The organism is Bacillus badius NBRC 15713 (genome assembly GCF_001591605.1).
GTDB lineage: Bacteria > Bacillota > Bacilli > Bacillales > Domibacillaceae > Pseudobacillus > Pseudobacillus badius.
Genome location: NZ_BCVF01000004.1, coordinates 131,211 through 143,314 on the forward strand (window position 1 = coordinate 131,211; position 12,104 = coordinate 143,314).

Genomic DNA, 12,104 nt, shown 5'->3' on the forward strand with positions numbered 1-12,104 from the left:
GTGCATTTGTACATGTATATCCTTTCCCTTTGAAAAAGAAAAAAAACCGGAAAATTTACCGGTTCCTGCTCCTCTATTTGTTTAACATCTGCCTGCCTGCTTTTCGCCATTTCTGGTGCCGGCGATTTCACTCTTTCCCCTTTGATAGGCACGGCTGCTTTTTCCAAGCATGATTGACGCTTACTTTTCTTCCTCATCTCCTTTATTCTTCCAAAACAGCGGGCTGTTCCGTTAACAACGGATTGTTTTTTTGATAAACTGTCTGTAGACATTGGTTCAAGGAAAGAAGGTACGCATTATGATTACAATGAAAGATATTGTCCGGGAAGGTCATCCCGTGCTAAGAGAAAAAGCGGCGGATGTCACTCTGCCGTTAAGTGAGGAAGATAAGAAAACCGCTAAAAATTTGCTTGAATATGTGCAAAATAGCCAAGATCCTGAAATCGCCCAAAAGTTTGGATTGCGGCCTGGCGTTGGCCTGGCAGCTCCGCAAATCGGCCTGTCTAAACGAATCATTGCCATCCAAGTCCACGATGAACACGGTGACTTAATCAGTCATGCCCTGATTAATCCGAAAATCATGAGCCATTCTGTGGAAAAGGCTTATCTCGCTTCCGGAGAAGGCTGCTTATCAGTAGACAGAGATGTCCCTGGATATGTACACAGATATGCACGTGTGACAATAAAAGCAATGGATGCTGACGGGAACGAACTAAAGCTGCGCTTAAAAGGCCTTCCTGCTATTGTTGCTCAGCATGAAATTGACCATCTAAACGGCGTAATGTTTTATGATCATATTGATCCACAGAATCCTTTTACTGTGGCAGAAGGGTCTTCGCCTATTGAACGTTAACTGTTAGATAAGGGAGAACAGACTGCTCTCGAGCAACTGAATAAAAAAACTCGCGGCTGCTTTAATTAGCATCCGCGAGTTTTTTATTTTCTATAGAAGCGCCAGTTTTTTTAGGGCAAGATAAATGCCGTCTTCGGCTACATCCTCTGTTACCATGTCGGCCATTTCTTTGACCGGCGGAAGCGCATTCCCCATTGCCACTCCTGTACCTGCAAATTCCAGCATTTCAATATCATTTAATCCGTCACCGAAAGCGTAAATATCTTCTCGCTTGAATTCCAGCCGCTCCATCATTTTTTTAATTCCTTCCGCCTTCGAACCTCCTGCAGGCAAAACATCAAGAGAATAGGGATGCCAGCGGACAAATGAGAATTCCGGAAATTGTTCACGGTAGCTTTCCTCCTCTTTTTCTTCACAAAAAACGAGTGTCTGGTAAAGCTCTTTTTCTTTATAAAAATCTGGATTCACCTCAGGATAAGGGAATTTCAGCGTAGAAATACTTTCATTGACGTAGGCATCATCAGGCCGGTTAGCCTTCATTACTTCTCCATCCATATAGACAAGCGAATGCCCTTGCTCGGCTGCATATTCATTTAATTTGTCCAATGAGTCAGCGGCAAGCGGGTTTAAATAGATGACCTCATCTTCAAAGACGACATATTGGCCATTAAAGCTGACGAAGGAATGGATATCAAGTTCTTTCCGCAAATCAGCAAACATAAACGGTGCCCGTCCTGTGGCAATCGCTGTATAGACCCCTTTCTCCCTCAACAGCTGAACAGCCTCTTTCGTCTTTGCCGGCAGCTGCTTCTCTTCATCCAGTAGCGTTCCATCTATATCAAAAAATACGATTTTCGCCATACAAACAACTCCTCTTCCCTGTACATATTCCTTCTCAAAGCTATCCCAACTTCTGATGAAAGTCAACGAGGCGCCGTTCCTTTGGTGTTTATTACCACGCCTAATTAGAACCGTCTTTACTCATACTAATAAATAAGTATTGGGCAGCACCCTCCCGTTCCCCTTTTTATTTATACAAACTTATGGTAAAATAACAGTAAGGAGTGATCCACTATGTTAAAAAAGCTAAAGAAGAAGCTTGTCAAACAGTGGAGAGATATGCTCAGAAGAAAATCAATCGCATAATAAAGAATGGTGTAGCCCTTCCTTTATGAAGGGCTGTCTTTGTGTATAAATATGATTACTTTCGTCTATTCCTATCTAAATGAAAGCAAGAATATGAAAAACATGAAAAAATAGCAAACATTCTTTATAATAAAGAAAAGCTGACTGCCTCCCAGGCAGTCCTAAACACAGGAGAGGAGCTGTCCCCTGATCCTTTCAGGTGCACAGTTTTGATATATTAACCGGACAAGGAGAGAAACAAATGATCTTTAAAGTGTACTATCAAGAAAGCAGAAGTGAAGTGACTATACGCGAAAACACGAAAGCCCTTTATGCAGAGGCGGCTTCGGAACGGGAAGTACGTCAGGCATTAAAAAACCGCCCTTATAACATTGAATACGTCCAAGCGATTGAAGGACCATATTTAGCTTACGAACAACAATCGCCAAATTACCGATTGGAGAAGCTCTAACTTATGAAAGCTGTTAAAAATGATCAAACAGCCGTTTTTGCCCTTGGCGGTTTGGGTGAAATCGGAAAAAACACCTATGCGGTACAATTCCAGGATGAAATTATCCTAATTGATGCCGGAATTAAATTCCCGGAAGATGAATTGCTCGGCATTGATTATGTCATCCCAGACTACACGTACTTAGAGAAAAATGCCGATAAGATCAAAGGCTTATTTATCACTCATGGACACGAAGACCATATTGGCGGCATCCCTTATTTGCTCCGGCAAGTAAATGTACCAATCTATGGGGGAAAATTAGCCCTTGGCTTAATTAAAAACAAGCTGGAAGAGCATGGCCTGCTGCGCCAAACAAGGATGCATGAAATCCATGAAGATGACGTCATCAAATTCAGAAAAACATCTGTGACGTTCTTCCGTACCACTCATAGCATTCCAGACTCCTACGGTATTGTCGTTAAGACTCCTTCGGGAAACATTGTACACACGGGTGACTTCAAATTCGACTTCACACCAGTCGGCGAGCCGGCGAACTTAACGAAAATGGCTGAGATCGGCAAAGAAGGAGTGCTTTGCCTCCTTTCCGACAGCACGAACAGCGAAGTGCCAAACTTCACAATGTCTGAGCGCCGGGTAGGCGAAAGCATTCAAGACATCTTTAGAAAAGTGGAAGGCCGTATCATTTTTGCGACGTTTGCATCTAATATCCACCGACTTCAGCAAGTCGTAGAGGCAGCTGTAGAAAACGGCCGAAAAGTAGCTGTATTCGGGCGAAGCATGGAAGCAGCCATTAATATTGGACAAGATTTAGGTTATATTCGCTGTCCAAAAGATACGTTCGTTGATAATCAGCAGCTGAATCGTCTGCCGGCTCACCAAGTAACGATTCTTTGTACAGGAAGCCAAGGAGAACCGATGGCTGCTCTTTCCAGAATTGCCAATGGAACGCACCGGCAAATTCAGATTCAGCCCGGCGACACAGTCGTTTTCTCTTCATCGCCGATCCCAGGCAATACGATCAGCGTTAACCGTACCATTAATTCTCTTTTCCGTGCGGGGGCTGATGTCATCCATGGTTCACTGAGCAACATCCATACATCAGGCCACGGAAGCCAAGAAGAACAAAAATTGATGCTGCGCTTGATTAAACCTAAATTCTTCATGCCCATTCACGGAGAATACCGGATGCAAAAGATGCACGCTCAACTGGCTGTCGATTGCGGTGTTCCGGAAGATCACTGCTTTATTATGGACAACGGAGAAGTTCTGGCGCTTAGCAAAGACTCTGCCCAGCTTGCCGGCAAAATTCCTTCAGGCTCGGTTTATATTGACGGAAGCGGCATTGGCGACATCGGCAATATTGTTTTGCGCGACCGCCGCATTCTTTCCGAAGAAGGACTTGTGATTGTAGTTGTAAGCATCAATATGGAAACATATAAAGTGGAAGCAGGTCCTGACATTATTTCGCGCGGGTTTGTCTACATGCGCGAATCAGGCGATTTAATTTACGAGGCACAAAGCATGCTCAACAAGCATATTCACCGCATGCTCAGCCAGAAAACGACCCAATGGTCAGAGATCAAAAATGAAATCATCGACACGCTTTCTCCGTTCCTGTATGAAAAAACAAAGCGTCGTCCAATGATCCTTCCAATTATCATGGAAGTATAACTCAATCAGTCTATGCAAGGGGCCGTCCCATCAACCTATTGAGGGACAGCCCCTTTTTGATGTTGGCGGTTAGAGGTTGACGGGAAAATTGTCCAAGCAGAGGATTGAGAACCTTTTTGGGTGTTGTCAAGGGCAGCTGCCCATCTTCTTCAGGCTCACCTCCCGCTGCGAATGAAGATCATCCGTGCCCAACCGCCAGTAAAATAAAAAAGCTGCAGGTAAACTTCGATTTCTCTCGAAGTTTATCCACAGCCTGAAAGATCCAGCCTCGGGCTGGATCTTTGAAAATTAAGCGTTCATTACTTTTTGTTCAAAGCGGTTAATATCAGAATCTGCACCGATTACGATTAAGATATCCCCTTCTTCTATTTTTTCATCTGCTTGAGGAGAAACAAGAATTTCCCTGCCTCTCTTAATGGCAACTATATTGATGCCATATCTCGCACGGATATCTAAATCAATTAATGAATTCCCTGCAAGCACTCTATTCGCTACAATTTCCATAATCGAATGCTCATCAGACAGCTCTAAGTAATCCAGTACATTGTTAGAGATCATATTATGGGCAATTCTGCGCCCCATATCACGCTCCGGATGAACGACATGATCGGCGCCAATTTTTCTGAGCACTTTCTCATGGTAGTCATTTTGTGCTTTTGCCGTAACTTTTTTCACACCAATTTCCTTCAACATTAAGGTTGTTAGAATACTGGATTGAATATCGTCCCCAATCGCTACAATTACATGGTCAAAATTGCGGATGCCCAGGCTTTTTAACACCGACTCATCGGTTGTATCGGCTACAACGGCATGTGAGGCAATAGCTGCAAATTCATTCACGCGGTCTTCATCGACATCGATCGCCATGACTTCCATCCCTTGCTCCGAAAGCGCGCGGCATATACTGCCGCCGAAACGACCAAGCCCTATTACCACAAACTCTTTTTTCACATGAATTCCTCCACTAGTTCATCGAAGTTCATTACTTGATCATTCTATCATAGAAGACCAGGCTGTACGATAGTCTGCTTACTGTTTTTTTCCTTTTACATAATCGGCATCGAACAAAAAGAGCTTCATCAGCAAATACAAGGAAGGAACGAGCAGCAGCAATCCCAGCACAAAGACTATAACAAGAGCCACGGCCATCGTTTCATTCGTGACGCTTTCATGCAAAACCACATGCGGATACAAAATGTAAGGCAAGTGGGAGGCACCGTAGCCGAAGAAGGCGAAGAAAAATTGCAGCATAACGAATATAAACGCAGTTCCAAAATTTCTTTTCAAATAAATCAAATAAGAAGCGATCATAAAGCAAATAAGTGATAGGGCAAACATCCACCAATATTCGCTGACAGCCTTGTTAAAGTGGACAGGGTTATGCTCGCGCAGTGAAACAAACACTAAAAGGCTGGCAATGATTGTCGGCGGGCTCCACAACAAAGCGAATTTGCGCAAAATCGCCCTCGCTCCCCTATCGTTAGCCCGATCAGCATAGTACGTTAAAAACGCCGCACTAATAAATAAAACGGACACGATAGATAAAGCAACTACACTCCAGGAATAGGGGCTCGCAAACAATTCTTTCGCAAGAAACACAACTTTGTCGTTTTCCACTTTTAAAAATCCGCCTTCAGAAATGGTCAGCGCAGTAGACAGCGAAGCCGGAATCAGCAGCCCCGTCGCCCCGTACAAAAATAAATAAACCGTGCTGTTGCGGGAACCGTAATTATTAAACGCATAAAATGACCCGCGAATCGCCAGCAAAATAATGGCGATGCTGCCAGGAATCAGCAGTGCGGTTCCAAAATAGTAAGCCGTGCTTGGAAAAAAGCCGACAATTCCTACAAAGAAAAACACAAAGAAAACATTTGTTACTTCCCAAACCGGCGATAGGTATCTGGAAATTAAATCATTAATTAAATGATCTTTCTTTGTGATTTTTCCGTAATAAGCGAAAAAGCCGGCACCGAAATCAATGGACGCAACGATCAAATAGCCGTATAAAAATGTCCATAGAACCGTAATGCCGAGAAGTTCTAAATTCATTTCTCTCATCCTCCTCTACATAATCAAAGGTTCGGGAAGCGCTGTTCCAGTTCAGCTTCTGCCGGCGTATTTTTAAACATGCGAATCAATACAAAGACGCAAATCACTCCGAGCACCAGATAAAGAAGAGCAAACAAGATAAACGTGAGCCCGACACCGTCACCTGTAGTGGCGGCCTCTGACACTTTCATATACCCTCTCAATATCCATGGCTGGCGTCCTACTTCAGCGTAAATCCAGCCAAATTCAATCGCCAGCATCGCCAGCGGGCCGGACGCAACAATCATCCACAGCAATGGCTTATTCAGCTGATTAAACCGTTTGATTTTGTCCAGTAAAATGTAGATACCGGAAACGGCAAGAACGAAAAAGCCGATGGACACCATAAGGTCAAACATGTAATGTACCCACAGCGGCGGCCGCTCATCTTCCGGAAATTCGTTCAGACCAATCACCTTCGTATCGAACGAGTTACCGGCTAAAAAGCTTAAAAACTTCGGCAACCGGATTTCATATTTGATTTCGTTATTTTCGTCCAGCGTGCCGAATAAGATCAAGTCAGCCCCTTCTTCTGTTTCAAAATGCCACTCGGCAGCGGCCAGTTTTTCCGGCTGCACTTCAGCCAGGAACTTGGCGGATACATCCCCTGCCACTGCAGTAAGGATCGAAAAAATAAAGGTGCAAATCATCGTCAGGCGCAAGGCCTTTCTCTCATATTCACTCCGCTTCCCTCTAATAATAGCGAAGGCGGCTATAGCAGCGAGCACAGCAGCGGCAGTCATATAAGATGTCGTTAATACGTGAAAAACCTTCGAAGGGGTAGCCGGGTTGAACATAGCAGCTATCGGATCAATATTTACCGCTTTTCCGCCTTCCAGGTCAAATCCTTGCGGTGTATTCATGAAAGAGTTGACAGTTGTAATAAACAAAGCGGAGGCGGAAGACCCAATCATTACCGGAATGGTCAACAGCCAATGCGTCATTCGATTTTTAAACCGGTCCCAAGTATATAAATATATACCGAGAAAAATAGCTTCAAAGAAAAAAGCAAAGGTTTCCATAAATAAAGGCAGGGCAATCACTTGGCCGGCTACCTCCATAAAGCTCGGCCAAAGAAGCGAGAGCTGAAGGCCAATGGCCGTTCCTGTCACCACACCAACCGCTACCGTAATCGTAAAGCCGCGCGCCCAGCGTCGCGCCAACAATAGATAATAAGGGTCATTTCTTTTAATGCCTATGAATTCGGCGATAGAAATCATAATAGGGACCCCTACGCCGATGGTAGCGAAAATAATATGAAATGCCAATGTCATTGAAGTCAGCATTCGGCTGAGCATGACACTATCCAGTTCCATAAAGAGACCTCCCCAATTTTTTAGTATTGAATATATTTTGCCTGTTCTCTCCATTCTAAACGTCCGCTATGAGGAAAGAAAGAAAGCTTCTTGAAGATTTTGTGACTTTTTTCACAAACTCTCTTTAATAAAAAACCAGCTCATCGGCTGGCTTTTTTATAATTAAGCTTCTTTTTCCATTTCATCTAGAACACGGTTCACGCGTTTCTCAAGCATCTTCATTCCGCTTCCTCCTGCTTGGAAATGGCGAAGGTTGCCGTCTTTATCAAACACATAATAAGCAGGAACGTATTGGTTTTCAAACGCTTCTGTCAATTTGTGCTCACTGTCTACAAAAATCGGCTGTGTAATGCCATGTTCTTCAGCCACGGCTTTAATTTTTTCAAGGTCCAGATCATCCTCAGAACGAGGCATATGCACAGCGACTACGTTCAGCTTATCACTGTATTCGTCGCGGAATTCATTTACTTTCGGCATAGCTTCTTTACATAAATGGCAGCTGATTGACCAGAAATGAATCAATGTTGGTTTTTCGCCCACCAACTCAGATTTCGTCACTTCGCCATTCAACCAGGCAGTAGCTCCTTCTAATTCTGGCATTGGTTCTCTTAACTTCATTAAAAACAGCCTCCCTTGTTATTTCCAAAAAAGGCCTAACAAAATCAGTTAGGCCTGTACAATTTATTACTTTCAATTGTGTAAGATCTCTTACAGAGTTTTTTGACCTGGCTTCCAGTTTGCAGGGCAAAGTCCGCCTGTTTGAAGCGCTTGAAGCACGCGAAGAGTTTCATCTACGTCACGGCCAATGTTGTTATGGTTTACTACTTGGTATTGAAGTTCGCCTTCTGGGTTAATGATGAACAAGCCGCGAAGCGCCACGCCTTCTTCTTCAATTAACACGCCGTAGTCGCGAGACACAATATGGTTTGTGTCAGCAGCTAATGGATATTTAAGATCGCCAAGTCCGTTGTCTTTGCGGTCTGTATTGATCCATGCTAAGTGAGTATGGATTGTGTCTGTAGATACACCAATTACTTCGGCATCTAAATCTTCGAACTCATCATAGCGGTCAGATAAGGCAGTGATTTCTGTTGGGCATACGAAAGTAAAGTCCATTGGATAGAAGAACAATACTGTCCATTTGCCGTTTTTCATGTTTTCTTCAAGACTTACTTTTCCAAACTCCTTGTTTGCCAATACTGCGTCCATTTCAAAACGTGGAGCTTGTTTTCCTACCATGCGTTCTGCCATTAGTAAAATCCCTCCAAAATAGAATTCTTTATAAATGAGAAAGTAAAAGAGTATTCTCAATTACTTTCCTTATCACACTTATTATTATAAAAGATATAAGTATTTACGTCAACTATTGTTTATAATAATTTTAAAAAAGAAATAAGTATAAACGATAAGCAGACAAGCTCAAAAACACCCTTTACTGTTATTCCCTGATGGTATTTTTTTAAACGGCATCATTTATACCCAGTGTAACATGATCTTGCCTTCCAACCAAATAATAACCTTTACAGCTATCATAAGGAAAGCGAAGCCTATCCCGTTGTTGCTTATCCGCTCCAGCTAGAAAGAAAGCGATTGGAAATACTTTGATACTGCTTGGATCCCCACTTCAATTGCCTTTTCATCCGGATTCATCTTTGCATGATGCAAACCATAATCAGAACCTACTCCCAGCCAAAACATCAGCCCGGGAATTTCCTTCAGCATATAACCGAAATCTTCTCCTGTCATAGCCTCCTTGCATACGACAAGCTCAATGTCTTCCTGGCTCTTCATAAACGAAATAAACCGCTCCGTGACAGCAGGATCATTGTCCACCTGATAATAATTGCAGCCATAATCAATAGCGGCTGTACATTCAAAGCCTATTTCAATTCCCTGCACAAGGGCTTCAATCCGTTTCTTCACCTTTTGCATCGATTCTGCCGATAAAGTGCGGATCGTTCCCTCGATCCGGGCGGTTTCAGCAATAATATTTTGAACTGTCCCTCCCGTCAGCTTGCCAATCGTTACCACTGCACTGTCAAGCGGGTTGACATTTCTTGAGACGACTGTTTGCAGCTGAGTAATTAAGTGGGCGGCTGCCACGACCATATCCTTCGTTTCATGCGGAAAGGCAGCGTGACCCCCTTTTCCAGTTAAATCGATGAACAATTCTGATGTGTTGGCAAACAACAACCCCGGCTTGGTCGCAATCGTTCCGGCTGGATATTCGGGAGCCACATGAAGAGCATATATTTCATCGGGCATCCACTCTTTCATCTCTTCACTTGCTATCATCGGTTCTGCACCGCCGGGACCTTCTTCAGCCGGCTGGAATAGAAACAGCAAGTCTGGATCAATCGGATGATGAACGAAATGAGTGAGAACTCCTAAGGCAATGCTCATATGTACATCATGCCCGCAAGCATGCATCATGCCTGGGCGGGAAGAGCGGAACGGTACACCTGTCTGTTCTTCAATCGGCAGTCCGTCCATGTCTGCCCGGTATCCGATTGTCCGCTGTCCTGTTTTCCCTTTGACCTTGACTAGCACACCCGTTTTCCATGTTTTCACCTCCAGCCGTTCCTTGGGAAGCGTGTGTATATACTGAAGGATATATTCTTGCGTCTTATGTTCCTTAAACCCCAGCTCCGGAATTTGATGAAGATCTCTTCTTATCGTTACAAACGGACTTTGTGCCATTCTTTTCACTCGCTTTCTTTAAAAAGAAGCACGGGCAAACAGCCCGTGCTTCAAGTTGTTGACAAATGTCGTTTATCTGCGATGCTCATTACTTTCTACAGCCGTTCCTCACCAAGCCTCTCTCTTTTCTTAACGAAATCCGGCCTTCGCAGACACAGGCAGTTTACAGCTTGCGCAATTCCTGCATAATTTCCGTTTTTGACTTTGTTTTGTCATCAATTTCCTTAATCACTCTTGCTGGTGCACCAGCAGCAACTGAAAATGGCGGCACATCTTTCGTTACGATAGCTCCGGCTGCCACGACAGACCCTTTTCCGATTCTTACTCCTTCAAGCACCACAGCATTGGCACCGATTAATACATCGTCCTCAAGCACCACCGGTTGGGCAGAAGGCGGCTCAATCACTCCAGCCAATACAGCGCCAGCACCGACATGACAGTTTTTCCCGACTGTAGCACGTCCGCCAAGCACTGCATTCATATCAATCATAGTGCCTTCGCCAATGACGGAACCGATATTGATGGAAGCGCCCATCATAATAACCGCATTATCGCCAATTTCGACTTGGTCGCGAATGATAGCGCCCGGCTCAATACGCGCTTTGATTCCTTTTAAATCGAGCAACGGAATCGCAGAATTGCGTCGATCATTTTCCACAACGTAGTCTTCAACCTTTGCTTCATTTTGCTTAATGGCTTCAGAAATTTCTGACCACTCGCCAAAAACTACACCCGAACGGCCTTCAATAAAGGTTTTCGCAGAAGGGCCGAAGTCAATGCCTTCTAATTCGCCTTTCACATATACCTTCACCGGCGTAGATTTGGTGCTGTTGCTGATAAAAGAAATAATTTCATGTGCATCCATCATTTTCATGCTATGTAATCCTCCTATTAGTCATATGTATTGCGAAAAAAACTGAAAATGGCTCCGCATTTCTTCTTAATTTATCAGAGTAAAGAAAATTTCACAAGACTATTTTTGCGTGCGCTTTCTCTACTTGCATTCCTCCACAACTTCAATAAAAGCCTGTACTTGCTTAAGTTCAAAAGCAGCATCATATCCAAGCAGCCACGTATCCCGGCGGATAGGCCGCTGCTCTTCATCAAGCAATGGCAGCTTGTACACATCTCCTTCCGCTTCATCTAATGTAATGGCTGGCAGGATGGCGTAGCCGATGCCGTTGAACGCCATTTGCTTGCATGTCTCAATCTGGTCAACAATAATCGATTGCTTCGGTGCCATTTGGAATTGCCGGTGCCACCATTCTTGAATTTCCTGATAATACGTTGAATCGCTTTTAAATTGTATAAACGGCTTGTCAGACGTTAAGATCTCTTCGACATTGCGGATTTCTTTGTCGACCAGATAGAGGCTGTCCTCAAACAAGTGGATTTTCCGGCCCTTCCATTCCGGCGTTCCCCTAATGATTCCAATATGCACTTCCCCTTCATAAAGGGCCTTGGAAATCTCGCTGCTCCACCCTGTCATCAATGAAATCTTGGCATGAGGGTACTTTTTTACAAACTGTTTCAACACTTTTGGCAGCCACTTCTGTCCCACAATCGATGCACAAGCAATCTTTAATGTACCGTGTACCTTCGATTCAAGGGCATGAATATTTTCAAGCACCTTTTCCCGCTTCTCGACGACTTCAGAGGCAAACTGAACGATGATTTCTCCTGCTGGCGTTAGCGACAGCCCTTTCGTCGACCGGTTAAAAATCCTTGTGCCCCATTCTTTCTCTATCGTCTGCAGCCGCTGGGAAAGCGCCGGCTGTGAAACAAACAGACGCTGCGCTGCCTTTCTCATATTCATTTCTTCGGCTAACACCTTTAGTAACTGAAATTCTGAAAATAACATGTTCTTTTCCTCCGAACT

Annotated in this window: 12 protein-coding genes; 3 read left to right on the forward strand and 9 right to left on the reverse strand. The window is 44.0% G+C overall.

From position 1 onward, the window contains the following. Nucleotides 1-298 precede the first annotated feature (298 nt). The gene (def, locus tag BBA02S_RS03610) at nt 299-853 is read left to right on the forward strand and encodes a peptide deformylase (protein WP_041113080.1); all 555 of its coding nucleotides are present in this window, start codon (nt 299-301) and stop codon (nt 851-853) included. Nucleotides 854-943: 90 nt separating this feature from the next. Here def and BBA02S_RS03615 read toward each other — a convergent pair whose 3' ends face one another. Further along, on the reverse strand, nt 944-1,714 hold the full coding sequence (locus tag BBA02S_RS03615; RefSeq protein ID WP_041099702.1) for a Cof-type HAD-IIB family hydrolase: 771 nt from the start codon (nt 1,712-1,714) through the stop codon (nt 944-946). Between the two features lie 526 nt (nt 1,715-2,240). On the opposite strand from BBA02S_RS03615, the gene BBA02S_RS03620 reads away from it, so the two are divergent. Beyond that, entirely contained in the window at nt 2,241-2,450 is a 210-nt protein-coding gene (locus BBA02S_RS03620) for a DNA-dependent RNA polymerase subunit epsilon (protein ID WP_041099701.1), read from the forward strand. Nucleotides 2,451-2,453: 3 nt separating this feature from the next. After that, nucleotides 2,454-4,121, forward strand: a complete 1,668-nt coding sequence (gene rnjA / locus BBA02S_RS03625; protein WP_041099699.1) for a ribonuclease J1 — start codon at nt 2,454-2,456, stop codon at nt 4,119-4,121. 288 nt (nt 4,122-4,409) lie between these two features. On the opposite strand, the gene BBA02S_RS03630 is transcribed toward rnjA, so the two are convergent. The 8 genes from BBA02S_RS03630 to BBA02S_RS03665 all read right to left on the reverse strand — a co-directional run bounded on the left by BBA02S_RS03630 (nt 4,410) and on the right by BBA02S_RS03665 (nt 12,086). Continuing rightward, nucleotides 4,410-5,072: a potassium channel family protein gene (locus BBA02S_RS03630; RefSeq protein WP_041099697.1), complete on the reverse strand. Its 663-nt coding sequence runs from the start codon at nt 5,070-5,072 to the stop codon at nt 4,410-4,412. 78 nt (nt 5,073-5,150) lie between these two features. Next, complete coding sequence (locus BBA02S_RS03635; protein ID WP_041099695.1) at nt 5,151-6,170, reverse strand: cytochrome d ubiquinol oxidase subunit II; 1,020 nt, start codon at nt 6,168-6,170, stop codon at nt 5,151-5,153. A 23-nt stretch (nt 6,171-6,193) separates the two neighbouring features. Then, nucleotides 6,194-7,525, reverse strand: coding sequence for a cytochrome ubiquinol oxidase subunit I (locus tag BBA02S_RS03640; RefSeq protein ID WP_041099693.1), 1,332 nt, complete (start codon nt 7,523-7,525; stop codon nt 6,194-6,196). Between the two features lie 162 nt (nt 7,526-7,687). Next, on the reverse strand, nt 7,688-8,143 hold the full coding sequence (locus BBA02S_RS03645) for a TlpA family protein disulfide reductase (protein WP_041099691.1): 456 nt from the start codon (nt 8,141-8,143) through the stop codon (nt 7,688-7,690). Between the two features lie 90 nt (nt 8,144-8,233). Continuing rightward, nucleotides 8,234-8,776, reverse strand: a complete 543-nt coding sequence (gene ahpA / locus BBA02S_RS03650) for a biofilm-specific peroxidase AhpA (RefSeq protein ID WP_041099689.1) — start codon at nt 8,774-8,776, stop codon at nt 8,234-8,236. 324 nt (nt 8,777-9,100) lie between these two features. Beyond that, nucleotides 9,101-10,225, reverse strand: coding sequence for an N-acetyldiaminopimelate deacetylase (locus BBA02S_RS03655; RefSeq protein ID WP_041099687.1), 1,125 nt, complete (start codon nt 10,223-10,225; stop codon nt 9,101-9,103). 163 nt (nt 10,226-10,388) lie between these two features. Further along, nucleotides 10,389-11,099 carry a 2,3,4,5-tetrahydropyridine-2,6-dicarboxylate N-acetyltransferase gene (gene dapD, locus BBA02S_RS03660; RefSeq protein ID WP_041099685.1) on the reverse strand — a complete coding sequence of 237 codons (711 nt, stop codon included), beginning with the start codon at nt 11,097-11,099 and terminating at the stop codon, nt 10,389-10,391. 120 nt (nt 11,100-11,219) lie between these two features. Further along, complete coding sequence (locus BBA02S_RS03665) at nt 11,220-12,086, reverse strand: LysR family transcriptional regulator (protein ID WP_041099683.1); 867 nt, start codon at nt 12,084-12,086, stop codon at nt 11,220-11,222. Between the last annotated feature and the right edge of the window lie 18 nt (nt 12,087-12,104).